Source organism: Ahniella affigens (genome assembly GCF_003015185.1).
Classification (GTDB): Bacteria; Pseudomonadota; Gammaproteobacteria; order Xanthomonadales; family Ahniellaceae; genus Ahniella; species Ahniella affigens.
Genome location: NZ_CP027860.1, coordinates 1,986,997 through 2,011,397 on the forward strand (window position 1 = coordinate 1,986,997; position 24,401 = coordinate 2,011,397).

Consider the following 24,401-nt stretch of genomic DNA (forward strand, 5'->3'; position numbering starts at 1 on the left):
GGGATGTATCAATGCTGATGACGCTGATTTTGATCTTGGGTTCGCTCATGAGCGGTCTTTCTGCACAGGAGGTCGTTGCGGTGACTGTTCGACATGAGGTGACCGGGCAAACGACTTCGCTTGATGCGGCAGCGTTGGAGCGCTTCAATGAGCAGTGGCGCGGGAAACAGGTGTCGGCGAGTGACGGCGATCCAAATTGGGAGGCCCGTCTAGATATCGCGTTTGCAGGTGAGTCGGGTGGTCGCTGGTTCTATGCATTGAACGGCGACCTCCAGGTTTTGGCGATGAAGCACGTCACGCGATACCGGGTTCCGAATCCGGAAGCGATGAATCGATTGCTCGGCTTGGTAGTGCCTGGACGTGTCGACGAGGCGGCGCCTGCCCGCGATTGATCACGTTGGACGTTGCGGATAGACCTGCTCCACGTGTACCTCCAGTAACTCCAGTTGACCGGCTGCTCCCTGCGCGCGTTGGGCTTCGACAAACAGCGTGATTTCCGGAATGGCGCGGAGGAGAACCGGTGCTCGAAGACCTACTGGCGCAAATCCGAACCGTGCAGCCTGCTGTCCGGAGGGCGCAATAAGCAGAGCGCATTGCGCCGAATGCGGCTGCCCCTAGGCAAAGGTTGTGGAACTGGTCATACGGCGGTCGAAGTAGCGGCCCAGATGCCGATTTCTTGGCTTCTCGGCGTGTCAACGGCGCAAAGCGCTGCGTTGCTTCGTCCCATTTGCTGGTTTGGAGTTGACCATAGTCGCTCTGGTCAGCAGGTAAGGGGGCACGGACATCGATTCGGCGTCTCGGTGACGATTGGGTGCCGCGCCATCGTGATGAAATGGCGCACACGCATCACGTCGGAAATTTCTGAGGCGAAATTCGGAAATCCGCCCATGTAGTAGGCGCACGATCGAAGCTGAACGACTCGCCCCAACGGAAGGCGCTGAACATGCCCCAAGCCCGCGAACAAACTGTTCCGCCGAACTGAACGGGCAATCGTCCCTGCGGCAGCCGCTTTGTCCTGCGTGCTTGGATCTTCGGCGTTGATTCCGTCCCGGACAAGAACTTACGAGTACTGCCAGCAACGGTCGGAAGTTCGACTGCTGATGATGGACGAGGTCAATCCAGTCTCGCCGCATGCCTATGCGCTCATGAGCCATCACCTGCACGTGGTGCTGAAGATCGATGCGCAAGCGGCGGTGAGTTGGCCGGACGAAGCGGTTGCCAGTCGTTGGTGCTGGGTGTTTGTGGGCTCTGATGATCGCGCGTCACAGAAAACGCGCATTGCCGAAATCGCTGCGGCGCCGGAACTGGTTGCAAAGTCTCGTGACCGGCTTCCGAAGATGAGCCGGTTCATGAAGCGTCTGGTGGAACCGATTGCCCGCAATTCGAACAGAGAAGCACTCTGTACCTTTAGGTTCTCGGAACGCCGGTTCAGGGCGCATGCGCCGGTCGGCTCACGGGCGCTGTTGACTGCCATGGTCCACGACAACTTGTATCCACTTCGAGAAACAAACGCCAAAAAATCTCTCAAGATCCCAATCGGCGAAGGTCCCGGGTAGCAGGTTTGCTAGCTTTCAAAGCGATGTCAGTGGCTCAGGGTATTCTGAACTACGTGAGGCATAGAAATGAGAGCGCATGTTAGAACTGTGAACTACCGCACAGTTTTCTCCGGGAATGCGAAGGTTTCTAGTGGAAGGCGCTCCGTAAAGCATTGATTTGTAAACGGCACTTGCAAAAGCATGGGCCTCGGGCGATTATCACACGATTGTGCGACTCGTCTGGGAGCGGTCATGCGTGCACGTCTGGTAGTGCTGTCTTGTGTGGTGTATTGGTTTTGCTTGGGTATCTCTGAGGCAGCGACTTCGCCTGCGTCTCCAGTGAAAGAAGAGCAAGTCCTCTTGCCGCCTGATCTGCCGCTCGCGATGTCGCCCGAATTGGATCGGGTGACGGTTCGGGGCGGTGATGTCCGTCTGATCTGGAACGAGAGCAATTTGGCGCTATATCGTCTGGATCGTGGTGCGCCCAAAGGTCGCAATATTGAAATTGCGAATACGGAGTTTGCCCGGTTTGCCACCCAGACTCGCTTTGAAATCAATGCCGAAGGTGCCTCGGTGCGCGGTCTCGCTGGTGGCGAGGGTGTACTGAAGACACCGTATCGCTTCAACGTGAATGGCAAGCAAGTGGACGCTCGACGCCTGAAGGCTTTGGTGCGTCCGGGCGCCGCGCCGCGCATTGATTTGCAAGATTCCTATGGTCGGACACTGTTTTATGTGGACCGGATCATGTTCGAATTCCTCGATGACGGCAGCATTTTCTCGATTCGTTCCGCAGACATTCGAATTGCACCTGCTCTTGCCAAGATGATTGGCAATGCCGACGCAGCCGACCAGCCTGTCGGCGAATGGCAATCGGCGATGCCGGTAGAGTCGCGCATCGGTGGCAGTCGGCCCAAGTCATGTGCGGCGCCGAATTGGCCAGGAACGCAAGTAGTCGGCCAGCCGGATGGCACGAAGTATCAGGCCGACGTATTCATGTTCAGCTTCACGAGTGCGCTCATGCGTTGCAGCAATTGCAGTGCCGGCGAGCCGGGCAGTTGCACGACCGTCTCCGGTTGCGGAGCGGGCACTACGCACGTGATCTATGCGCCTTCCTCGACGCTTGCGAACAGCCGCAATCGCGGCACTCCTATTGCAAACGTCACTGGTGACCCTCTGGGCACCAGCACTGCGCTCTACGGTGCCGATGTGCCTTGGTACCAGAAGTTCACGGGGGCGTCAGCGCCCTACAACAACGATCAACATCCTTACTTGATCTGGAACCTGTATCGGCTCGATACCGTCGACGGTGTTGAGCGACTGACTCAAGTTGGTCGGTCTCAGGCCAAGCACGCGTTCCTTACGACGAATGTTGACCCTTACGCCGGTGACCCATGTGATGATTGCGGAGCTTGGGGCAATCACATTTTGGGCAAGTCCTGTGGCGACACCTATGGCACAGGCAACAACGATAGCTCCAGCGATCTAGGGCCGCGGTCGGAAATTGTTGCGGCGACTGGTGTTTGGGGACGTTGCGGTTCGATCTATGATCCTGACTGCAATGGCGCCTCCAACGCGAGCGGCAATACCAGTCACACCAATCGCATGCGCGTGCCTGTCGGCGAATTGACGCCGGTTTCTGCGACGACGCGTTACTTGTTCGAGTCCTGGTACATCGTCCGAGAAGACATCAATATCTACAATACGATGGCCTCACGAAGCGTCGTACCGACCACCAGCAGCATTTCCAATTCGGGATCGCAAGGTTTTCTCCTTGGGCCGGTGATTGATCGCTGGGTCGATCCGAACAGCACCGATCCGATGGAGACCAATCGCGGACTTACCTCCGCCGACACCAACGGCGAGGGCCACGTCAAAGTTGCAATGAAGGTCAAGGATCTCGGTGGCGGCTTGTGGCGCTATGAAGTGGCCGTCGCAAACATGGACTTCTCGCGCGCTGAGGTCGTAATCGGCAATGGCCCCGGCACCAACCAGGTTCCGCGCGTCATCAGCAATAACGGCTTTAATCGGATCCGAATTCCGCATGCGGGGGCGACGATCACTGACATCAGCTATCGCGACGGCGATGCGCTGCGCGCCGACTGGACGACCAATCTGACCAGCGATGCGCTGGAGTTTGTTGCGCCAAACGCAGATGCGAGTCTGAATTGGGGCGTCATGACCAACATTACGTTCACCGCCGACCGGCCGCCTTCAAGCGGCGACGTCACGCTTGGCGTGACCCGCGATGGGTCTGGGCAGGGGCTTCCAAACAGCTACGATGTGGCGAGTTTTGGCGTTGGGCTGCCAACGATGTTCTCTGACGGGTTTGAGTGAAGGCAGTGTTTCTGTTTGTGCAAGCTGGCGCGCGTGCTGTCCTGCAGCGCGCCATGTTCTTAGCGGTTGTGGCAGTGGCCGGTTCGAGTGCTGCGGGAACGCTGGATTTCACCCCTCATGGGACCCAGCCCGGGTTGGCCTATCCATTGCAAAACTCCGGCGATTGCCGGGGCTGCCATGATGGCTTGTCAAACGCGAGTTACCGGGAGTTCTTTCCGATGAACACGTGGGCCGGATCTATGATGGCCCATTCAGGTCGCGACCCGCTGTTTTGGGCGGCTCTGGACGTGGCAAATCATGATGCGCCTGGCATTGGCGAGTGGTGTCTGAGATGCCACTCACCCGGTGGCTTTCTGGACGGGCGCGTGAAAGCGGTTGCAGGTGGTGATCAAGGTTGCGCGCTGCTCGGCGATTACTCGGCCACCGAAGACGGTCTCAATGATTTTGCCGGAATCGGTTGTCATACCTGTCATCGACAGGTGCGGCCGGCTTCGCCGATGCCCAGCCCACATCGGAATGACAGCGGCAACTTCTTTTTGGACGACAATACGCAGTGCGGGAATTTCTCGGGTCCGTGTCGATACGGACCATATCGCTATGATGAGGACAGCCCCAACTCGCCGCCGCACGCCAACGCCTATTCCAGCTTCGTCAAGCAGGGCGAGTTCTGCGGAACCTGTCACGATGTCACCAGTCCCATCGTGAATGGTGTGCCAGTGAAGACGCTGATCCTGAATTCGGGTGCGAATACGGGAATCGCCTTTCCGATTGAGCGAACCTTCAGCGAGTGGCGTTCCAGCGTCTATGGCGACGTCTTGTTCAACGATGGACTTGCCGACAACGAGCCGGGCACTGATTTGGGTCGGTTTGGCCGGACCTGCCAGTCGTGTCACATGGCTAGTTCGACCTCGCCGGATGCGTTTGCGTGCATGATGACTGATCCCGGTTCCCGCGTCGGCAACCTGCCGGTACATGAGTTTGTCGGTAGCAATGTTTGGGTGCTTGGAGTCATCAAGAACCTTTACGGCGCCAGCATTGGTCGCGCCGATGAGCTTGACCTGTCGATCAGCCGAGCGCTCGAAATGCTGCAGAATCGATCGGCGACCTTGGCAGTGACGCTTGATCCGTTTTCGGGTCCGGGCAACAACCTGACGGCGCGGGTGCGAGTAACCAATCTCTCCGGGCACAAATTGCCAACTGGGTACAGCGAAGGTCGCCGAATGTGGCTGAACATTCAGGCGCGTGATGCGAACGGCGCGCTGATCTTCGAAAGCGGCGCGTATGACGCGAGCACTGCAGTCTTGACGGAGGATTCCCAGGTAAAGGTTTACGAAGTGCAGCAGGGGATGTGGAACGCAGGAAACAACAGCTGCGAGATCAAGGACGCTCAGAACCGCAAGACGTTCCACTTTGCGCTGAACAATTGCATCGCTAAGGACAACCGGATCCCGCCCTTGGGCTTCCGAGGTGGCAGCAACCCTGAGATCCAGCCGGTCAATTACACCTATCCTGAGACCACTCCTGGGTCTGGCGTGCTGGTCAACTTCGACGACTCGGTTTACACCTTCTCGGTGCCGCCGGGAACGCCGACTCCAGTCTCGGTGCGTGCGCGGCTCCTGCATCAGATTGCCAGCAAGGAATACATCGAGTTTCTAAACAATCAGGCGGCCGAGCATGGCTTCCTGAGCGAAAACGCCTTGTGTGCACCACGTGTTTTGGGTTCGGGACCACAGACACAGACGCGTGCTGCCTTCTTGTTTGACCAATGGGCCACTTCAGGTAAATCGCCACCGGTAGTGATGGAAGAGCAGATGCAGTCCACCAGTGCACACTGAACCCGAATTGACCGGCTTCTGAGTCCTTAACAGCCTTTTAATCCTGCCGCCCTTACCTTGCTCCCACGTTAGTTGATTGCGCGAGCTTCTGGCCCACGCACTCGGATGACGGTAATCGGGGCAACATCTTTTCAGCCCAAGGTTTGCGCCTTGGGCTTTTTCTTGCCTCGAATCTGTGGAACCTCGGTCGTCGACCTGGGTCCATTGCAAGTCCTGGAGCGAACCGTTACCTCAGTTTGCTCAAATCAGGATGAAGGGTCTGGACGTGCGCCAGACGGATCGATCAACATCGGACACGATGATCGTTCTTGCCAAGGCAGGCGCAAGACTGTGCTTGGCAAGTGCGACACCATGCTAAGGTTGCAGTCATGCATATTCTAGTCATTGAAGACAATTCCGACATCGCTGCCAATGTCGGCGACTACCTCGCTGATCGCGGGCACGTGGTCGACTTTGCGGCGGATGGCGCGACGGGGCTGAATCTCGCGCAAGCCGAGAATTTTGACGTCATCGTCCTCGACGTCACGCTGCCTGGGATCGACGGCCTGGAAGTCTGCCGACGCCTTCGCAAGGACCTGAACAAGACCACGCCCGTACTGATGCTGACGGCGCGCGACGCGCTGCCGCAAAAGCTGGCGGGTTTCGAGTCCGGGGCCGACGACTACATGACCAAGCCGTTCGCGCTGCAGGAACTGGAGGCGCGCGTCAATGTGCTGGGCCGTCGTGGTCGCGGCAATGTGTCGCGGCAATTGCAGGTGGGCGACTTGAGCTACAACCTGGATACGCTGACCGTTCAGCGCGCCAGCAAGGACATCACGTTGAACCCGATTGGCTTGAAGCTCTTGCAAGCGCTGATGGAGTCGTCGCCATCGGTGGTGACCCGCAAGGAGTTGGAGCTCCGCGTCTGGGGCGAAGAGCTTCCCGACAGCGACTCGCTGCGCGTCCATATCCATGGGCTGCGGGCCCTGATCGACAAACCCTTTGGCAAGGCACTGATCCATACCCGTCATGGCATCGGTTACAGCCTGAGCGACCCGGATGCAGTATCGGCAAAGGCTTAAAAGCCGCATCATCATATCGTTCTTGTTGTTCGGTACCGCGTTGACGGCGGGCTTTGCGCTTGCGGTCGTGCAATTGCGGGCGTATCTCGAAGACCAGTTGATTGGGCGCCAGCTCAGTCTTGAGCTGAAGAACTACGAGAGTCAGTATCGGCACGACCCGAACAACATCGCCACGTTCAGCCGGATTCAAGGCGCCGTGTTCAGCGAGCGCAAGCGCGCCAATGTGCCGAACAACTGGCGTGACCTGCAAAACGGCGTGCACACGATTCTGGACGACAGTCAAAGCGCGTTCTCCAACGCCTACAAGCTGGCGGTGCGCAAAGACGACGATTTCTGGTTCTTCCTGCAATACGACATCTCGCACGAAATCAAGCTGCGGAATCGTATCAATTGGGCGCTGATTGGTTTCGTGGTGCTGTTTTCGGGACTGTCCGCGCTGATCGCATTCTGGTCGGCATCGAGCGTGATGCGTCCGGTGGCGGATCTGGCTGACAAGCTGACGAGCTTTCGTGGCGAAGCGAAGCCGCAACCGTTGAAGCCGCATTTCGCCGAGGACGAGGTGGGGCAGTTGGCGGCCACGCTTGATGACTATGCCGAGCGTTTGACCGCATTGGTGGAGCGCGACAAGGAGTTCAATGCCGACGTCTCGCACGAATTGCGCACCCCGATTGCGGTGATCAGTGGTGCCACCGAGCTGCTGCTGGCGCAGGATGATCTGCCAGAAAAGGCCAAGCAGCGCCTGCGCCGAATCGAACGCGCTGTCCGCCAATCGAACGAATTGATCGAGGTCTTGCTGTTGCTCTCGCGTCAGGAAAAACAGGCGCCAGCGCATGGTGAGGAAACGCGTTTGGTGCCGGTCGTTGAGCAGGTGTTCGATACCCATCGGGTGCAGATCGGTCAGAAGCCCATTGCACTGAAGATCGAAGCCGAAGCCGATGTGTCCATCGCGGCGCCACCAGCGGTTTTGGCCGTGGCGTTGGGGAATCTGATTGGTAACGCGATCAAGTACACCCCTGCGGGCGACGTGCGCGTCGTGATCCGACCGCATCAGGTCGAGGTCCACGACGAGGGCCCGGGCATTGATCCGAATCAGGCTGAACATTTGTTCACGCGCGGCGTGCGCGGCAAGGACGCGCCGGGCAAGGGCGGTGGACTTGGGCTCGCGATTGTGCGCCGGATTTGCAGCTTGTACGGCTGGAGCGTCAGCTTGAAGCCGGGCGTCGAAAAAGGTGCTGTGGCCAGCCTCCGTTTTTCATAAGCGGCTGGCGACGGCCCGCGTATACTCTGGGGCTCGCTGTCATTGCCCAAGATCATGCCGATATCCGCTGCAGAATTCGCCGCCTTGAAGGATCAGGGCTACAACCGCATCCCGATGGTTCGGGAAGTCTTTTCCGATTTGGACACGCCGCTATCGGTCTACATGAAGCTGGCCGACGGTCCGTTCGCGTACCTGCTGGAATCGGTTGAAGGTGGCGAGCGTTGGGGGCGTTACTCGATCATTGGGTTGCCAGCGCGGCGCACGTACGCGTTGCGCGGCCATACGCTGACTGTCCGGCAGCTGGGCGAGGTCGTGGAAACGCGCGAACTCGCTGACCCGCTGGCCGAGATCGAACAGATCCGTCAGCAGTTTCGGGTCCCAAGGCTTCCGGGTCTGCCCGATTTCAGTGGCGGGCTCGTCGGCTATTTCGGATTCGAGACCATTGCCTATATCGAAGACAAGCTCAAGCAGAGCGACAAGCCGGATCAACTCGGCACCGACGATGTGCTGTTGATGTTGTCGGAAGAAGTTGCCGTGTTCGACACCTTGAAGGGCCGCCTGTACCTGATCGTTCATGCCGATCCGGCGGTGCCACAGGCGCAGGCGCAAGCCGAGCGTCGGTTGGACGAGCTCACGTTCCGGCTGCGTCGATCCGGGCCGAGCTATCCCGAAGTGCTCGATCCGCAGTTGCTGAATGAGGCCGACTTCGTCTCCGGGTTCACTCGTGAAGGCTTCATGGCGGCGATCGACCGCTGCAAGGAATTGATCCGCGCCGGCGACATCTTTCAGGTGGTGCTGTCGCAGCGCCTGTCGGTCCCGTTCAAAGCGCGTCCGGTGGATGTGTATCGCGCGCTACGCGCGTTGAATCCGTCGCCGTACATGTATTTTCTCGATCTCGGTAAAACGCAGATCGTGGGGTCTTCACCTGAGATTCTGGTGCGACTCAAGGGCGGCGAAGTGACCGTGCGGCCGATTGCCGGTACGCGTCCGCGTGGCCAGAACCCCGAAGACGATCAAGCGCTGGAGCGCGACCTGCTGGCTGATCCCAAGGAGCGCGCTGAGCATCTGATGTTGATCGACCTTGGGCGCAACGACGTGGGTCGCGTCGCGGAAGTCGGTTCGGTTCAGGTGCCCGAGCAAATGGTGATCGAGCGCTACTCGCATGTGATGCACATCGTCAGTGAGGTGCGCGGACGCCTCAAGTCTGGGCTCAGTTACATGGATGTGCTGAAGGCGGCGTTTCCGGCAGGCACAGTCAGCGGCGCGCCGAAAATCCGCGCGCTCGAAGTGATCCAGGAACTGGAGCCCGTCAAGCGCAATGTCTACTCGGGCGCCGTCGGCTATCTGAACTGGTGGGGCGAGGCCGACACCGCGATTGCTATTCGGACGGCCGTCATTCAAGACGGATTGCTGCACGTGCAGGCAGGTGCCGGCATTGTGTACGACTCCGATCCCGAGAAGGAATGGGACGAGACCATGAACAAAGGGCGCGCGTTATTTCGTGCGGTCGCGCAGGCGGTCAGCGGACTCTAGCGGCGGGTTCTTGGGCGCTTGCCGTTCATCGAGCGTCGCACAGTTTGCGGGCCATCCTTTGTCACATGCCGTGGCTGGTGGGCGGCTGGCATAGTCGGACGATGGTGTAGACCTCGGACGGTGCGCTCATGGCGGGATCCATTACTGATCGCATCAGCTTATTCGAGCGCCAAGACGCGCTCGGCTGTTGGCGCGTGGCAACCTGCACACCGAGTCCCGCGTTAGCGCCATTCGTACTCAGCTACTGGTTTGGCGAAGGCCAAGTGTTCTACCAACGCGACCGAATTCTGCCTGGCGGCACCAGCTTTTTGTTGATCAACCTGGGGCCGACGCAATATCGCATCCTGCCCGGGCCGCCTGAGCAGCGTGTACCGTTTCGGGACATCTGGTATTCCGGCATGCACGAAGGCCCGATCGAAACCGAAGCACCACATGGGAACGCGTTGCTCGGTGTGGTGTTTCAGTCAGCGGGCGCGCGTGGCGTCCTGCATGTCGACGCGCAAGCGTTGGCCAATCAGATTCAACCGCTGGAAGACTTGTTGGGCAGCAGCGTGCTCGCGCTGCGCGAGCGCTTGCTGCAGATGTCGGACTGTCGGGCCCGCTTCGCGGAACTGGAGCATTGGCTGCTGTGCCGTTTGCGCTCGCAACACGCGCCACATCGACTGGTGTCTTGGGCTGTGGCCAATTTGCAACGGTCTGCGGGACAAGGCTCGGTGGAACGATTGGCGGCAGAAGCCGGCGTCAGCCGCAAGTATCTGGGCAACCTGTTTCAGCGTGACGTCGGATTGAGTCCGAAAATGCTGGCCCGCGTGTTGCGGTTTCAATCTGCGCTGAGTCTGCTGGCCTGGCGCGATACCGTGCCTTGGGTGGCGCTCGCCGAGCACTGCGGCTATTACGACCAGTCGCACCTGACCCGCGATTTTCAGGCGTTCAGTGGTTATGCGCCGGGTGCGTTCGTACGCCAAGCGCGACCCGACGGGCAATCGGTGGTGGTGGCCGGGTAACGCGCCCGGTGTTCATCCGAGTTCCGTTTTTTCCAAGACAGGCGCGCCAAGACGTTCTAAATTGTTCTTGCGCCGATGGGAGCGCACAGAAAAGCGGGAGAACGCAATGCCGGAGTTCAATATTTGGGCCGTGTTAACAGCTGCAGCCGCCAGCTTTGTGCTGGGTGGCATTTGGTATTCGCCGATGCTGTTCGGCAAGGCCTGGCAACGGGAAACCGGGTTGTCGGACGAGCAACTCGCCAAGGGCAACATGGCCTTGATCTTCGGGCTGGCGTTTCTCCTCTGCCTCGGGGCCTCGTTTGTGTTTGCGATGTTTCTTGGGCCGCGGCCACCGCTGGCGCTCGGCCTTGGCGCAGGGTCATCGGCGGGGTTGTTCTGGGTCACGTCGAGCTTTGGCATCAACTATCTGTTCGAACGCAAGTCGCTCAAACTGTTCTTCATCAACGGCGGTTATCACACGCTGCAGTTCACGGTGATCGGGCTGATTCTGGCGCTTTGGCCCGTGCCGCCGGCTGCCTGAGGAGAACGCGATGCAAATCGATTGGCGAGCCGAACAATCGAGCGACGAGGCCGCGGCGCGCGCGGCAACCGGGAAATCGATGGGAGAGTGGTTCCTGCTGATGGATGCCGAAGGGGGGCCGACCTTGGGCCGGCGGGCGCTGGGACAGGTTCTGGTGGATCGGTTCAAGCTCGATCCATGGTGGATGTCGACCTTGTTGATTGAGTACGAAGCCGCTCACGGTCTGGTCGAAAAAGACGGTCGGGCCAAGGGCTACACAATCTGCGCCACCAAATCGGTCAAGGCGAGCCCGGAGCAAAGCTACGCGGCGTTTGCCGCGGCGGTCTGGCTGGATCGCTGGCTCGGGCCATCGCACCAACTCGATTTTCGCGATGGTGGTTCGTTGCGGAATGCCGACGGGAATCAGGCGGTCGTGAAGAAGGTGAGTCCGGGCAAGATGATCAAACTCATCTGGCAGGGCGACCACGGCGCAGAAGACACCCCGGTCGAAATCAAATTTCAGCCAGCCGGTACCAAAACCACGATCATGATCACGCACGAACGCTTGCAGAATCGAGCCGCTGCCGATGGCTTGCGGCGGGCCTGGGGGCAAGCCTTGGACCGCCTGAAGCAACAGTTGGAAGCCGCGTAAGACCAGTTGGGCCGACGCTCGCACAGGCGTCGGCCCATTCAGCGCGGCCGGTCAGGCTTTCAGAACACCCAATTCGCGACCAACGTCCGTAAAGGCTGCAATTGCTTGATCGAGGTGCGCGCGGGTATGTGCCGCACTCATCTGCGTGCGAATGCGAGCCTGGCCTTTGGGCACGACCGGGAAGAAGAAGCCGATCACATACACGCCGCGGGCCAGCAGGCCCTCGGCCAACTTCTGCGCGAGCGGTGCGTCGTAGACCATCACCGGGACGATCGGATGCTCGCCTGGCTTCAGATCAAATCCGGCCGCAGTCATCCGGGCCCGGAAATACGCAGTGTTGTCGCGCAATTGCGTGCGCAGATGACCGGCGCTGGCCAACATATCGAACGCCTTGATCCCGGCAGCCACCACATGCGGCGGCAGAGAATTGGAAAACAGATACGGGCGGGAGCGCTGGCGTAGCAGCTCGATGACCTCGCGCTTGCCGGTGGTGAAGCCGCCCAGCGCGCCCCCCATGGCTTTGCCGAGCGTGCCCGTGAAAATATCGATCCGGCTCAAGCAGTTGCGCACTTCTGCGCTGCCTTTGCCGTGCTCACCCAAAAAGCCGGTGGCATGGCATTCGTCGATGTGCACCAGCGCGCCGTACCGCTCGGCCAAGTCGCAGATCTGGTCGAGCGGGGCGATGAAGCCGTCCATCGAAAACACGCCGTCTGTGGTGATCAGAATGGTCTTCGCACCCGCTGCTTTGGCGGCTTTCAATTGCGCCTCGAGATCGGCCATATCGCAATTCGCATAGCGAAAGCGCTTGGCTTTGCAGAGGCGTACCCCATCGATGATCGACGCATGATTCAGCGCGTCTGAAATGATGGCATCGTCCTCACCCAGCAACGGCTCAAACAGGCCGCCGTTAGCGTCGAAGCAGGCGGCGTAGAGGATCGTGTCCTCGGTGCCGAAAAATCCGGCGATCTGCGCTTCCAACTGCTTGTGCAAGTCCTGCGTGCCGCAAATGAAGCGGACACTGGCCATCCCAAAGCCGTGACTGTCGAGGGCCGATTTGGCCGCCGCAATCACATCGGGGTGATCCGCGAGCCCGAGATAGTTGTTGGCACAGAAGTTCAGGACGTTCCGACCGTCGGTCAACGTGATTTCGGCGCTTTGCGGGCTCGCAATGATCCGCTCACGCTTAAAGAGGCCTTGTGATTCAATGGCTTGCAGCTCGGATGCGTAACGCGCGTAGGTTTCGGCTTTGCTCATGGCGACCTCAATCGGCGGGCAGACAACGCCCCGGGCAGAATTGGCACTGGCCGGGGCCGATTAACTCATTGATTTTGCTGGCTATACCGCTCAGGGCAGCTCAATCTTGGGCTTGGGCTTGAAGCCCTTCGCCGCGTGTTCGGCCACGACGGTCGTGTAAATGCCGCCGCGGACGTACCATTCGGCGGTGAGCCGCATGAAGCGTGGCTTCGTGGCTTTGGCCAGATCTTCGAGGATTTTGTTGGTAACGGCCTCGTGGAACGCGCCTTCCTCGCGGAAACTCCACATGTAGAGCTTCAGCGACTTGAGCTCCACACAGGTCTTGTCCGGGATGTATTCCAGGTGCATGGTGGCGAAGTCGGGTTGCCCGGTTTTGGGGCAAAGGCAAGTGAACTCCGGAATCCGCATGCGAATGGTATAGTCGCGTTTCGGCTCGGGGTTCGGAAACGTCTCCAGCGTCTTGGACGGCTTGGTACTCATGGCCGTATTCCTGATTTGTGGTTGAAAGAAGGCCGCGCACGTTAATCGACGCGGCACCCGATGGCAATTGCCATTGGCTGATACGTTGCAAAAACTGAGTGAAACATGCGTCTATCCAGCATCAAATTGTCCGGTTTCAAGTCGTTTGTCGACCCAACCGTACTGCATTTGCCGACCAACATGACCGGCATTGTCGGTCCGAACGGCTGCGGCAAGTCCAACATCATTGATGCGATCCGCTGGGTGATGGGCGAGAGCGCCGCCAGCCGTCTGCGCGGCGATGCCATTACCGACGTGATCTTCTCCGGCTCGGGCAACCGAAAGCCGGTGGGCTCGGCCACGGTCGAGCTGATCTTCGACAATTCCGATGGCACCATCCAGGGCGAATACGCGAGCTTCAATGAGATCTCGATCAAGCGCCAGGTCAGCCGCGATGGGCAGTCGAACTATTTTCTGAACGGTGGCAAGTGCCGCCGTCGTGACATCATTGATGTGTTCCTTGGCACCGGTCTCGGCGCGCGCTCGTACTCGATCATCGAGCAGGGCATGATCTCGCAGATCATCGAGGCCAAGCCTGAGGATCTCCGCCTGCATTTGGAGGAGGCGGCTGGTATCTCCAAGTACAAAGAGCGTCGCAAAGAGACCGAGTCGCGCATCAAGTCCACTCGCGAGAATCTCGATCGCTTGAACGACGTGCGCCAGGAAGTCGACAAGCAGCTGGAGCACCTCAATCGGCAAGCGAAGCAAGCGGAGCGCTATCAGAAGCTGAAGGCCGAGGCCACGCGCGTCGAGGCGGAGCTGAAGGCGCTGCATTTGCTCAGCCTGCGCGGCGAATTGGATGAGCGCACGCAGAAAGTCCGCAACATGGAATTGCGGATCGAGGAATTGGTCACCGAGCAGCGCGCCATTGAGGCGCAGCTGGAAGAAGAGCGAGAGAAGCAGGTCACGGCCTCCGATCACTTCAATCAAGTGCAAGGCGAGCTGTATCGCGTCAGCGGCGAAATCGCGCGCGTTGAGCAGCAGATCAACTTCAACCGCGATCTGAACGAACGTCTGACCAAGGCGCTGAAAGAAGCCGAGCAGGCGCACGGAGAGTTGGCTGAGCACATTCGCGGCGACCGCGAGCAGATCGAGGCGCTGACGCTGTCGCTGGCCGATTCCGAGCCACAGCTGGAAATGCTCGAAATCCAAGCCGACGAGCGCGCCGAAGCGCTGCGCCTGGCCGAGCAGGGCATTCTGGATTGGCAGACGCGCTGGGACACTTATGCGCGCGATTCGGGCGAGTCGTCGCGACTGGCCGAAGTGGAACGCACCCGCTTGAACTTCCTCGACAAGCAGGCCCTCGATGCGGCGCAGCGCTTGTCGGTGCTTGAAGAGGAACAGGGCAAGGCGAATCTCGATCAACTTGCGATGGCGCAGGACGATCTGCTGTTGCGGCAGGAAGAATTACGCGAAAAGGTCGAGCAGAACACGGCTTTGCTGGATGAGCGCAAGATCCTGCTTGGTCGGGTTCAGGATGAAACCAAGTCGCTGCAGACGCGACTCAATGATTCGCGCTCGGAACTCTCCAAAGCCCGTGGCCGATTGAGTTCGCTCGAAGCGTTGCAGCACGCCGCGCTGGGTCAGGAAAAGGGCGGGGCGCAAGCTTGGTTGGATCGCATTGGTCTCGGCCAGGGCAAACGCCTGGGCGAGGTGCTGAAGGTCGACGATGGCTTTGAACGGGCGGTTGAAGTGGTCTTGGGCGCCTGGCTCGATGGCGCGTTGACCGACGCGCCAAGCAGCTATTTGGATGAGTTGACGAGCCTCGGCGAGCATAACGTCGTACTGTTGTCAGGCGATCTGGGTCAGCGACGCATGGGTAGTCTGGCGCAGCATGTCGAAGGCCCTGAAGCGGCCTTGCGCGCATTGGAAAAAGTCCGAGTGGTGAACGACTTGGCTGAGGCCCGCGCGCTGCACACCAGTCTCGCGGCCGATGAATCCGTGATTACCCGTAGTGGCGATTGGCTCGGGCGCGATTGGGTGCGCATCAGCCGTGCCAAAGAAGCGCATTCGGGCGTCTTGGCGCGCGAGCGCGAGATCGAAGCCTTGCAGATTCGCATTACTGATCTGGAGCGCGAGATCGAGATCTTGCTGGCGAAGCAGGACGAATTGAAGCAACAGCACTTTGAAGCTGAGCGTGCTCGAGACGACGCACAGCGCGACCTGTATTTCGCGCATCGGCAATTGTCCGAAGTCGCCGGTCAAATCCAGAGCGAGAAGGGTCGCCTGGAGAGCATGACGACGCGGATGGGTCGGGTTGGTACCGAAATCGCCGAACTGCGCCAGCGCGTTGCCGAATTGGACGTCGAGTCGCGGGACGCACGCGCCCGCCTGGAAACGGCGACCGAGCGCATGGGCGATCTGGAGGACCAGCGCGCGCAGTTGGATGGCGAGCGGCGCTCGTTGTTGGAGCGTCGTGAGGATGCCCGCGCCAACGCGCGCGAAGCGCAGGATGCCAAGCATCAGATTGCGTTGCGCTCCGAGGCCAAACGATCCACGTTGAGCTCGTTGCAGCAGTCGTTGCAGCGCATGGTTGGGCAGTTAGCGACCCTCGACAGCCGGAAGCAGGAACTCGCGCAGCAACTGGCGCAGGGCACCGAGCCCGGCACCGATCTGGACGCCGAACTGCGGACTTACCTGGATCAGCGCATGCTGGTCGACCGTCAGCTGATCGATGCCCGCAAAGCGTTGGAATCGTGCGATCTCGCGTTCCGTGCGTTGGAGCAGGAGCGCTCGCGCGTGGAGCGACTCGCAAATGAGCAACGCGAGCAACTGTCTGGTCTGCGCCTCGAAGAACAAAGCCTCAAGATGCGTGCCGATCAGCACACGGATGCGATTCAGACGGCCGGGTTCGAAATCGAAGCCGTCGCTCAGGAATTGCCGCCAGAAGCCGAACCCGGTCTTTGGGCCGAGCGGCTGGCCGAACTGGAGCGGAGCATCAAGCGTTTGGAGCCCGTCAACTTGGCGGCGATCAACGAGTATCAGGAACAGTCGGCGCGCAAGGTCTATCTGGACACGCAGTTCGGCGACTTGACCACCGCGCTGGAAACGCTCGAAGGCGCCATCAAGAAGATCGACCGCGAAACCCGGACTCGCTTCAAGGAGACGTTCGACAAGGTCAACGTCGGCCTCCAGGAGTTGTTCCCGCGCTTGTTCGGCGGTGGCCACGCGTACCTGGAACTGACCGGCGAAGACTTGCTCGATACGGGTGTGTCGATCATGGCCCGGCCGCCCGGCAAACGCGTGACGTCGATCACGTTGTTGTCGGGTGGCGAAAAGGCGCTGACTGCAGTCGCGCTCGTGTTTTCTATTTTCCGTCTGAATCCGGCGCCGTTCTGCTTGCTGGACGAGGTTGATGCGCCGCTTGACGAGGCCAACGTTGGCCGGTTCTGCAACATGCTGAAGGAAATGTGCGAACGCGTGCAGTTCTTGTTCGTGTCGCACAACAAGGCGACCATGGAAGCTGCCTCGCAGCTTTGCGGCGTGACCATGCGCGAACCGGGTGTGTCACGTTTGGTGTCGGTGGATTTGGCTGAAGCGGCCAAGCTGGCCGGGGCCGCCTGATCACAACAAGGGTCGGTCTCAGTTCGACTAGTGGCACCGGTTGCGACCGGTCCTGCCCGCGTCCCGCCATGATGGTGGGCCGGAACTGAATTAATGTTCAGTTTGCAGGCCTTACACTTGTGGCCTTCGGTGGCCGCTGCGCGCAGCGTGTCACCCTGATGCCTTGCAATGTGGACGCAAAACACTGTGGAAGCCTGGATTCTCCGTTTGATCATCGTTGTGGTTGGCCTGGGCGTGCTTGGCTTGATTTACTGGCACGGCAGTCGGCAGTTTGGCCAACAGGGTCGGCGGGTGTCTGCCCCGAAGTCTCGGGATCGTCAGGAGCCTGATCTCGGCCATGCGTCGAGCGTTGGGCTGGATGGCATGGACCCCGATTTGCAAGCCGAACTGACCCGGCTTTCCCGCGAGATCTCCGATCACCGCGGTCAGAGTTTTGCCGAGTCCGATTCGGATCACTTCACTGACACAACAATGTCTGGGCGGCGTGAGCCCAAATTCGAGTTTGACTTGTCGGGATTTGCGGCTGAGCCAGACGCAGAATCGGCTGAGCCCGGCCTCGCAGCACCTGAATCGTCGGCGACGCCGAATCCAGCGTCCCGCGCCCGGCCCGAATCGGAAATCATCTCATTGCCCGCGGAAAGCTCGGTTGGCGCGCGTCGTGAGGAGCGCATCGATCGAATCGTCACGCTGTTCATTTGTGCGAACGACGGCGAGATGTTGCGCGGGAGCGATATTGTCGTTGCAGCGGAGAAAACCGGCCTGGTGTTTGGGCACCTGGGCATTTTTCACAGCCTGATTCCCGGCAAGCCGGAATCGGGGCCAATTTTCAGCATGGCCAGCATGGTCAAGCCTGGCCATTTCGACATGCGGCGAATTCAGGAGCTTCGGACCCCTGGATTGACCTTGTTCATGGCGTTGCCTGGGCCCATGCGTGCGCTGGATGCCTGGGATTCGATGTTCCCGATCGCCAATCGGCTCGGCGAGTTGCTTGGTGCGCAAGTTCTCGACGAGCATCGCAACGCGCTTGGGCGCCAGCGAATTCAACATCTGCGTGATGAACTGCGAGCGTATGACCGCGAGCAGGACAAGAATGTCATCAAACGGCCTTGGTAACCAGGCACCCTGAAGACTCATGGACAGCCACCCGAACCGCCCCGCGACCATTCGTCAGACCCCCAAACGGCACTATCTGGGACGCTGGCGGGAACAACTGCGGTGGGCGGATGGACTCGAGCTTCTGATCCGGCCGATCGAGGTGATCGATGCGGGGCCATTGCGCGAGGGCTTTTCCAAGTTGGAGCCGGAGGAGGTTCGCCTCCGGTTTCTGCACCCAATGACTGAGCTGACTGAAGCGTACGCTCGCGAGCTTTGTGATTTGGACCCAGCGCTGGCCTTCGCGTTGGTCGCTACTGAACCGGGCGAGCCGGGTTCGGCGGCGATTGGCGGCGTCGCTCGACTGGCCTTCGATCTTGCGAAGAAGCGGGCAGAGTTCGCGATTATCGTCGGCCATCAAATTGGTGGACGTGGTATTGGTCGTCTGATGATGCAGCGCCTGATTGAGTGCGCTCGGAAGCGTGGCATGCACGCGATTTTTGGCGATGTCCTGATTGAAAACCTGCCAATGACGCGACTCGCGCACGCGCTCGGGTTTCGAACGCAGTCGATCGGTGAGCCCGGATTGATCCGAGTTTGGAAGGACTTGCGCGTGACGACCGCGACGGAGCTCGGCAGTGGCTCCGGTCTTGCTGCTTGATTTGTCGCGCCGCTTCGCTGTTTACGTAGCGGGCGGGCCGAAAAGGCGCGAAAAATTCGCCTCGGTTGCAGCGGAAAGGGCTTCCAGGCTGATTGATCGCAGGTCTGCAACCGCTTTGGCGATCAACAGCAGATCGCCCGGTGTGTGCCGCTGCCCGCGAAGACTGCAACTTGGTTGATCGGGCGCATCCGTTTCGAGCAGCAGGAACTCGATGGGCATGCGCCGGACAATGTCGCGCAGACGCTGTGCTCGTTCGTACGTGACCGGCCCGCCGATGCCAAGCGAAAAACCCAGCGCGAAGAGTTGCTCCGCTTGCTGCCAGGAACCGCTGAAACTGTGCACGACGCCGCCGGTAGGCCGGAATCGCCGCAGTTGCGCGATGACCGCATCGACAGCTCGGCGGGCATGCAGAATGACGGGCAGGCCGTGATCGACGGCGAGCCGCAAGTGTGCGCCGAGCACATCGGATTGCTGCTGATGGTCGAGTCCCTCGACAAAATAATCGAGACCGCATTCGCCGATCGCCACCGGTCGATGCGTGGCGACGAGGTGGGCAAGCGCGGCACATCCGGCCTCGCTGTAGCGGTCCAGGTACATCGGATGGAACCCGAAGGCGGGCAGCAGCGTTGCGTCGGCAAAGTGCAGGTTCCAGATTGCCTGGCTACTGTCCAGATCAATGGCAGGCAGCAACTGCCGCCAGACGCCTGCCGCTTTGGCGTGAGCCATGACGGCGCCGCGATCGGCATCAAACTCCGGGGCATCCAGGTGACAGTGGCTGTCGCTGAACCGAATCACTGACAGGCTGCGTCACGCTCAGGGCAGCTTGGGTGGCGTGCCATCTTGACCGATCGCTTTTGGCCCAGCCTGACTGGTTGACGCCACCGTCTTCATCGGCACCGGGCGGCGTTCTCGCCACATTGCAAACAAAGCAGTCATCGCGGCGAGCGTGAGCTCGTCAATAAAGGGCACGAAATCCGGGATCAGCACGTCAACAATCAGGGCGATCATCGTCAGCGCCAAGAGCCACGGGTACTTCAGGCGAGACACTGCTTGGGTCACGATCGGGTTGCTCATACGGTTCTCCAGGTGGCCGGGGCTGATAGCATGCTGATCATAAGGAAACCCGAGTCGTTTGCGTGGTCACGACGGATCGTAACAGCTGCATCGATGCCAATTGTTCAGCCCAGCCATGGCGCGGTCTGCGTGAATGGCTGTGTCTGTTGCTCGGCCTTTGGATTTGCACCGGCGTCGACGCGCGGCTGTACCGTTGCCAAGATGCCATGGGCCGGTGGGCATTCCAGGACCGACCCTGTCCAGAAGGAACGGAGCGTCAGGAAGTCCGACCACGCAATCTGGCCCCGAAGGGCCCGCCGCAACTGCGGCCAAAGCCCAAGTTGGCCCTGCAATGTGCGGTGCGTAGTGAGCCGTTTCGCTTTGAAGATGAGGACTTGTTCGGCGTCGAGGGGCAGTTTCTGCTGGACCGGGACGGCCAGAGCTACCAGCTCAGTGTTCAGCTCAAAGGTGAGTGGGTCAACGCCGATTTCGACCCAATTCCGCTTGCACTTTCCACGCATCTGGCTGAGCAAGGCATCGTGGTTGGGCAGCGTCCGTTGCTAGGCGCTGACTGGCTGGTGGATCTGCGGCGACTGGGTTTTGGGCAGTCGCGCTCCGTGTCGATGCTGGACATGAAACCGGAGGGCGACTTGGTTGTAATGATCTGGATTCGTGGCCGCCAGCAAGTGGACTGGAGCCTCCCCTTGGCTGGCGATACGCTGCAGAAGCTCAAAGTCGCGGCCCAGGCTTGCACCGAGCCTGAGCCCACGGCCGACCCCAATGCGCCACCCGGACCCAACACGACGCCATGATCTGGAACACGCTCGACGGCCAACCAACCCGCATCATCGCGCATCGTGGCGCGTCCGGATACCTGCCCGAACACGCATTGGCGGCTTACGATCTGGGTGTCCAGATAGGGGCAGACGTCATTGAGCCCGATCTGGTCATGACGCGTGATCACCAGTTGTTGGTCCGGCATGATGCCGGTTTGGACCGTAGTACCGACATTGCGACGCACGTCCCATTTGCCAATCGGAAGCGGGTCGGGCTTGACGGCCACATCGACTGGTGGACGAGTGACTTTGCACGCGCCGAACTGCGGGTGTTGCGTCCGCGCCAGCCGTTTGCGACGCGAGCCCAGACTTTTCCGGAGTCGGTCATTTTGGATTTCCAGGAAACCTTGCAATGGTTTCTGATGGCACGTGAAAGCCGGCCCTTCGCGCTTTATCCGGAACTCAAACATCCGGAGTGGTTTGCCGAGCAACGTCTTGATGTAGTCAGCCAGTGCGTGCGGGATTTGCAAGCGGTCGGACTGCAGGGACGTGCGAGCCCGGTCTGGATTCAGTGTTTCAAACTGGCGCCACTCCGGCTGATGCGCGAGCAGACCGACAACCCGGTGTTTGCGTTGTTCGATTCGGCGCAAATCGGTGATGCGGCGTGGTTGACCGACACGCTGCATCGCCATCCCTATCTCGATGGGGTCGCCTTACCCAAATCAGCCTGGTTCGGCCACGCTGGCGCGAGTCTGGTGGATGTCGCTCACGCTGCAGGTCGGCAGGCGCACGCCTGGACGATCCGCGATGATCAAGTCGGTGCCGGTTTTGCCTCTAGCGCCGCCGAGCTGGAACGGCTATTTGCGCTCGGCGTGGACGCGATCTTTTGCGACTTTCCAGATACCGCGTTGGTCGCCAGACAACGGTTTGGCGCGACGCCAGACAAGCCATCGCGCAGCCCCTAGTGCTGCCGGCGATCAGGCCTTGCCGAGTCGATCGAGCACCGCCAGTGTTGGCTTGGCGCGATTCAAGGTGTAAAAGTGCAGCCCAGGCGCGCCGCCAGCGAGCAAGTCCTGACACAGTTTGCCGACCACGTCCGCACCAAACTCGCGGATCGATTCGGCGTCGTCACCGAAGCCGCGCATGCGACGCTCGATCCAACGCGGAATCTCGGCGCCACAGATGTCCGAGAAGCGCTTCAGCTGCGAGAAGTTGGCAATGGGCATGATGCCTGGCGTGATCGGGATCGACACGCCGGCGCGACGCGCTTCGTCGACGAATCGAAAGTACGCATCAGCATTGAAAAAGTACTGCGAGATGGCACCGTTCGCTCCGGCGTCCACTTTGCGACAGAAATTGCGCAGATCGGACTGCATGTCGGCCGCTTGTGGATGCGCTTCTGGATAGCAGGCGACTTCCAGGTGAAACGCGTCACCTGACTGGTCGCGAATGAACTGCACGAGCTCGTTGGCATATCGGAACTCGCCAAAGCCGGCCATGCCCGAGGGCATGTCGCCGCGCAGCGCGACAATGCGCTTGCAGCCCATCGCCTGGTAGAGCTTCAAGAGATGCTTGATCTCGTCGCGCGTGCCGCCCATGCAAGAAAGATGAGGCGCGGCGTCGAGCTCAAACTCGGTGCGCAGACGGCGAACCGTTTCAGGCGTATAAGACAGCGTGGACCCGCCGGCACCAAACGTTACCGACACATACTGTGGCGACAGTTGCTTTAGGCGTGCCGCCGTGTTGTCGAGCTGCTGCCGCTGCTCATCGGTCTTGGGCGGAAAAAATTCAAACGAAATTGCAGACGCCATAGCTTTAAGGACCCATCAGTTTGCGCAAACCCTGGCATTCGAAAGGACGACTCAAGCAACTGCCTGTGCGTCCTATCAAACCCAGTGAAACCACGAGTTTCGCACAAATTTACAGGATTCGGGACCAGCCTTTGCACGAGCATGTAACGATCGGTTCTGACTTCGATCGGCTTCGTCTGCTCTGTCGATTGCGAAGGATTGTCGAGCCGAGGGCCCGGCGGCACCAAGGAGGCGACTACAACCGCCTTCGCACGGTATCCTCGGGCATCTCCATTTGATGACAGACATGACGGCCCCAGTATTGATGCCCGACACGCCCGACGCCCTGACCGAACGCGCGCTCCGACGCGTTCAGGAGTATTTGGCGAAGGGCTTGTTCGATGCGGCCGAGGCTGCTGCAGTCACTCAAGCCAAACGAACGCCGCAACGATTCGATGTCTGGTTGGTCGCGAGCTTTGCTCATGCCGCCTGTGGGCACCTGCGTGCGGCCCAGTTTGCGATCCAGCGTGCGTTGAGCATCCAACCCGAGCAGGTCAGCGGCTTGCTGCAATTGGCTCGTGTTGCGATGGCCAATGGTCGGACGGCGGTCGCATTGGCTGCTGCGAGGCGGCTCGCCGAGCAGCATGTGTTGGACCTGGACCCGGGATTGCGGGTGGTTGAGATGTTCAATCGACTGGGGGAATGCGAAGACGCGCAGACGCTGATTTTTCGCCTGCAGGCTCGACTGACTGAGGCATCGATCCCGCTGATGCTTGCGCAAGCCGAAACCTACGCTTTGGCAGGCGACGTCGACGATGCGGCCGCGATTTACGAGGAACTCGTGCGCGTCCATCCGCGCATGGGTTATGCGCGCCTTGGACTCGCGCGGCTGCGCCCGGATCGGGCAGCATTCGAACCGATCCCCGAGTTGCTCCGCGAGGTCAAGCCTGGAACCGATTCCGAAGTCTGGCTGTTGCACGCTGCGTTTCGAATTCTTGATGCTCGGGGACAGTATGCCGATGCGGCGCAGTATCTTGAGCGTGGCTTGCGCAGCAAGCGTAGTCAGTACCAGTACCATCTGGAGCGCGAACTGCCGGTGTTTGATCGCTTGAAGCAGGCGGCGCAGGAGGTCCAGGCTGCGGTCAGCGAATCCTCCCAGGCCATCATTGGCAAACCGGTGCCGATCTTTGTGATTGGGCTGCCCGGCTCTGGCGCAAACCTTGTCGAGCGCGTGCTGGGCAATCACCCCGATGTGCGCAACGGTGGGGAATTGCCGGAGTTTGCGGCGTTGGTGCGCGAGTTCACCGGAGTGGATGCGAATCTGGCGATCAATGATGCGATCCTGGAGCGCTTACCCGATCTCAATTGGGAGGAGTTGGGTCAGCGTTATCGTGAGCGTATCGGCGAGCGTTTTCCAACGGCACACGCAGTCACTGACCTTGGCAGTAGCAACGTTTTGTTCGCGGCGGCGATCTTGCGGGCGCTACCGGAAGCACGTCTGATTCATGTGGTCTGCGAGCCGATGGAACAGTGCTTTGCGTTGTTGCGCGAATGGTTCGACGAGCAGTATCCGTTCAGCAACGATCAGTCCGAACTGGTGCGGTACTACTTGGCCTATGCGGACTGGATGCGCACGATTGAATCGGCGTTCCCGAAGCGCGTACTGAGTGTGCGCTACGAACAGTGGCGGGCCGTGCCAGGACTGGTGTCGCGCGCCATTTTCCGATTCTGTGAGTTGCCATTCGAAGCCGGTTTTGAAGACCCGAGTCGAAACCGACGGCCGATCGGATACGGCAGTACGTCGCGCCGACAGGCCGTTCCCAGTGCCGCCGCGTCCGAATCCTGGCGCAACTATCGGAGCCTGCTGGCGCCCATGCAACAACTGCTGGTCGACGCGGGCCTCGTGGCGCGCGACGCCTAGTCGCCAATAGGCGTTAGAGCTCGATACCCAGCGTGGGTGCCCGCGACCGATCGGTCTACG

Annotated in this window: 21 protein-coding genes; 16 read left to right on the forward strand and 5 right to left on the reverse strand. The window is 60.1% G+C overall.

All coding sequences use genetic code 11. The annotated features are described in order from the left end of the window. Positions 1 to 47 precede the first annotated feature (47 nt). From C7S18_RS07760 to C7S18_RS07805, 10 genes are all read left to right on the forward strand, one after another. On the forward strand, positions 48 to 392 hold the full coding sequence (locus C7S18_RS07760; protein WP_146151809.1) for a hypothetical protein: 345 nt from the start codon (positions 48 to 50) through the stop codon (positions 390 to 392). Positions 393 to 1,100: 708 nt separating this feature from the next. After that, a complete protein-coding gene (locus tag C7S18_RS07765; RefSeq protein WP_146151810.1) occupies positions 1,101 to 1,556 on the forward strand; it encodes a hypothetical protein in 456 nt (151 codons plus the stop codon). A 231-nt stretch (positions 1,557 to 1,787) separates the two neighbouring features. Further along, a complete protein-coding gene (locus tag C7S18_RS07770) occupies positions 1,788 to 3,869 on the forward strand; it encodes a hypothetical protein (protein WP_146151811.1) in 2,082 nt (693 codons plus the stop codon). A 365-nt stretch (positions 3,870 to 4,234) separates the two neighbouring features. Beyond that, complete coding sequence (locus C7S18_RS07775) at positions 4,235 to 5,704, forward strand: hypothetical protein (RefSeq protein ID WP_146151812.1); 1,470 nt, start codon at positions 4,235 to 4,237, stop codon at positions 5,702 to 5,704. 368 nt (positions 5,705 to 6,072) lie between these two features. Then, positions 6,073 to 6,765, forward strand: coding sequence for a response regulator transcription factor (locus C7S18_RS07780; protein ID WP_106891020.1), 693 nt, complete (start codon positions 6,073 to 6,075; stop codon positions 6,763 to 6,765). Between the two features lie 22 nt (positions 6,766 to 6,787). Further along, complete coding sequence (locus C7S18_RS07785) at positions 6,788 to 8,023, forward strand: sensor histidine kinase (protein WP_240623998.1); 1,236 nt, start codon at positions 6,788 to 6,790, stop codon at positions 8,021 to 8,023. 54 nt (positions 8,024 to 8,077) lie between these two features. Continuing rightward, positions 8,078 to 9,556, forward strand: a complete 1,479-nt coding sequence (trpE, locus tag C7S18_RS07790; protein WP_106891022.1) for an anthranilate synthase component I — start codon at positions 8,078 to 8,080, stop codon at positions 9,554 to 9,556. A gap of 128 nt (positions 9,557 to 9,684) precedes the next feature. Then, a complete protein-coding gene (locus C7S18_RS07795; protein WP_106891023.1) occupies positions 9,685 to 10,560 on the forward strand; it encodes a helix-turn-helix domain-containing protein in 876 nt (291 codons plus the stop codon). A 106-nt stretch (positions 10,561 to 10,666) separates the two neighbouring features. Next, on the forward strand, positions 10,667 to 11,080 hold the full coding sequence (locus C7S18_RS07800) for a DUF1761 domain-containing protein (protein ID WP_106891024.1): 414 nt from the start codon (positions 10,667 to 10,669) through the stop codon (positions 11,078 to 11,080). Between the two features lie 10 nt (positions 11,081 to 11,090). Continuing rightward, positions 11,091 to 11,711 carry an SRPBCC family protein gene (locus C7S18_RS07805; RefSeq protein WP_106891025.1) on the forward strand — a complete coding sequence of 207 codons (621 nt, stop codon included), beginning with the start codon at positions 11,091 to 11,093 and terminating at the stop codon, positions 11,709 to 11,711. A 51-nt stretch (positions 11,712 to 11,762) separates the two neighbouring features. Here the strand turns inward: C7S18_RS07805 and kbl are convergent, their stop codons facing one another. Continuing rightward, positions 11,763 to 12,965, reverse strand: coding sequence for a glycine C-acetyltransferase (gene kbl / locus C7S18_RS07810; RefSeq protein ID WP_106891026.1), 1,203 nt, complete (start codon positions 12,963 to 12,965; stop codon positions 11,763 to 11,765). A gap of 90 nt (positions 12,966 to 13,055) precedes the next feature. After that, positions 13,056 to 13,445 carry a preQ(1) synthase gene (gene queF, locus C7S18_RS07815; protein WP_106891027.1) on the reverse strand — a complete coding sequence of 130 codons (390 nt, stop codon included), beginning with the start codon at positions 13,443 to 13,445 and terminating at the stop codon, positions 13,056 to 13,058. A gap of 105 nt (positions 13,446 to 13,550) precedes the next feature. Here queF and smc point away from each other — a divergent pair, with 105 nt between their 5' ends. The 3 genes from smc to C7S18_RS07830 all read left to right on the forward strand — a co-directional run bounded on the left by smc (position 13,551) and on the right by C7S18_RS07830 (position 18,801). Beyond that, the gene (gene smc / locus C7S18_RS07820) at positions 13,551 to 17,048 is read left to right on the forward strand and encodes a chromosome segregation protein SMC (protein WP_106891028.1); all 3,498 of its coding nucleotides are present in this window, start codon (positions 13,551 to 13,553) and stop codon (positions 17,046 to 17,048) included. A gap of 168 nt (positions 17,049 to 17,216) precedes the next feature. Further along, entirely contained in the window at positions 17,217 to 18,161 is a 945-nt protein-coding gene (gene zipA, locus C7S18_RS07825) for a cell division protein ZipA (protein WP_106891029.1), read from the forward strand. A 19-nt stretch (positions 18,162 to 18,180) separates the two neighbouring features. Beyond that, a complete protein-coding gene (locus tag C7S18_RS07830; protein ID WP_106891030.1) occupies positions 18,181 to 18,801 on the forward strand; it encodes a GNAT family N-acetyltransferase in 621 nt (206 codons plus the stop codon). Between the two features lie 21 nt (positions 18,802 to 18,822). Here the strand turns inward: C7S18_RS07830 and C7S18_RS07835 are convergent, their stop codons facing one another. Together C7S18_RS07835 and C7S18_RS07840 are read right to left on the reverse strand one after the other, a co-directional pair. After that, complete coding sequence (locus C7S18_RS07835; RefSeq protein ID WP_106893964.1) at positions 18,823 to 19,593, reverse strand: TatD family hydrolase; 771 nt, start codon at positions 19,591 to 19,593, stop codon at positions 18,823 to 18,825. 21 nt (positions 19,594 to 19,614) lie between these two features. Beyond that, positions 19,615 to 19,875: a DUF6116 family protein gene (locus C7S18_RS07840; RefSeq protein ID WP_106891031.1), complete on the reverse strand. Its 261-nt coding sequence runs from the start codon at positions 19,873 to 19,875 to the stop codon at positions 19,615 to 19,617. Positions 19,876 to 20,213: 338 nt separating this feature from the next. Here C7S18_RS07840 and C7S18_RS07845 point away from each other — a divergent pair, with 338 nt between their 5' ends. Both C7S18_RS07845 and C7S18_RS07850 read left to right on the forward strand, forming a co-directional pair. Further along, the gene (locus C7S18_RS07845) at positions 20,214 to 20,666 is read left to right on the forward strand and encodes a hypothetical protein (protein WP_240624079.1); all 453 of its coding nucleotides are present in this window, start codon (positions 20,214 to 20,216) and stop codon (positions 20,664 to 20,666) included. Continuing rightward, positions 20,663 to 21,595: a glycerophosphodiester phosphodiesterase family protein gene (locus C7S18_RS07850; protein ID WP_106891032.1), complete on the forward strand. Its 933-nt coding sequence runs from the start codon at positions 20,663 to 20,665 to the stop codon at positions 21,593 to 21,595. Before C7S18_RS07845 ends, C7S18_RS07850 begins: the two co-directional genes overlap by 4 nt. Positions 21,596 to 21,607: 12 nt before the next feature. Here the strand turns inward: C7S18_RS07850 and metF are convergent, their stop codons facing one another. Beyond that, the gene (gene metF, locus C7S18_RS07855) at positions 21,608 to 22,441 is read right to left on the reverse strand and encodes a methylenetetrahydrofolate reductase [NAD(P)H] (RefSeq protein ID WP_106891033.1); all 834 of its coding nucleotides are present in this window, start codon (positions 22,439 to 22,441) and stop codon (positions 21,608 to 21,610) included. Positions 22,442 to 22,727: 286 nt separating this feature from the next. Here metF and C7S18_RS07860 point away from each other — a divergent pair, with 286 nt between their 5' ends. Continuing rightward, a complete protein-coding gene (locus C7S18_RS07860; RefSeq protein ID WP_170113167.1) occupies positions 22,728 to 24,341 on the forward strand; it encodes a tetratricopeptide repeat-containing sulfotransferase family protein in 1,614 nt (537 codons plus the stop codon). Positions 24,342 to 24,401 lie beyond the last annotated feature (60 nt).

What these genes read in the sequence shown, in the direction of transcription:
- kbl (WP_106891026.1), bottom strand. Translation starts at nt 12,965, where the DNA reads ATGAGCAAAGCCGAAACCTACGCGCGTTACGCATCCGAGCTGCAAGCC.
- C7S18_RS07795 (WP_106891023.1), top strand. Translation starts at nt 9,685, where the DNA reads ATGGCGGGATCCATTACTGATCGCATCAGCTTATTCGAGCGCCAAGAC.
- C7S18_RS07850 (WP_106891032.1), top strand. Translation starts at nt 20,663, where the DNA reads ATGATCTGGAACACGCTCGACGGCCAACCAACCCGCATCATCGCGCAT.
- trpE (WP_106891022.1), top strand. Translation starts at nt 8,078, where the DNA reads ATGCCGATATCCGCTGCAGAATTCGCCGCCTTGAAGGATCAGGGCTAC.
- zipA (WP_106891029.1), top strand. Translation starts at nt 17,217, where the DNA reads ATGTGGACGCAAAACACTGTGGAAGCCTGGATTCTCCGTTTGATCATC.
- C7S18_RS07860 (WP_170113167.1), top strand. Translation starts at nt 22,728, where the DNA reads ATGACGGCCCCAGTATTGATGCCCGACACGCCCGACGCCCTGACCGAA.
- C7S18_RS07840 (WP_106891031.1), bottom strand. Translation starts at nt 19,875, where the DNA reads ATGAGCAACCCGATCGTGACCCAAGCAGTGTCTCGCCTGAAGTACCCG.
- C7S18_RS07770 (WP_146151811.1), top strand. Translation starts at nt 1,788, where the DNA reads ATGCGTGCACGTCTGGTAGTGCTGTCTTGTGTGGTGTATTGGTTTTGC.
- C7S18_RS07805 (WP_106891025.1), top strand. Translation starts at nt 11,091, where the DNA reads ATGCAAATCGATTGGCGAGCCGAACAATCGAGCGACGAGGCCGCGGCG.
- C7S18_RS07760 (WP_146151809.1), top strand. Translation starts at nt 48, where the DNA reads ATGAGCGGTCTTTCTGCACAGGAGGTCGTTGCGGTGACTGTTCGACAT.
- C7S18_RS07830 (WP_106891030.1), top strand. Translation starts at nt 18,181, where the DNA reads ATGGACAGCCACCCGAACCGCCCCGCGACCATTCGTCAGACCCCCAAA.
- C7S18_RS07780 (WP_106891020.1), top strand. Translation starts at nt 6,073, where the DNA reads ATGCATATTCTAGTCATTGAAGACAATTCCGACATCGCTGCCAATGTC.
- C7S18_RS07800 (WP_106891024.1), top strand. Translation starts at nt 10,667, where the DNA reads ATGCCGGAGTTCAATATTTGGGCCGTGTTAACAGCTGCAGCCGCCAGC.
- queF (WP_106891027.1), bottom strand. Translation starts at nt 13,445, where the DNA reads ATGAGTACCAAGCCGTCCAAGACGCTGGAGACGTTTCCGAACCCCGAG.
- metF (WP_106891033.1), bottom strand. Translation starts at nt 22,441, where the DNA reads ATGGCGTCTGCAATTTCGTTTGAATTTTTTCCGCCCAAGACCGATGAG.
- smc (WP_106891028.1), top strand. Translation starts at nt 13,551, where the DNA reads ATGCGTCTATCCAGCATCAAATTGTCCGGTTTCAAGTCGTTTGTCGAC.
- C7S18_RS07765 (WP_146151810.1), top strand. Translation starts at nt 1,101, where the DNA reads ATGATGGACGAGGTCAATCCAGTCTCGCCGCATGCCTATGCGCTCATG.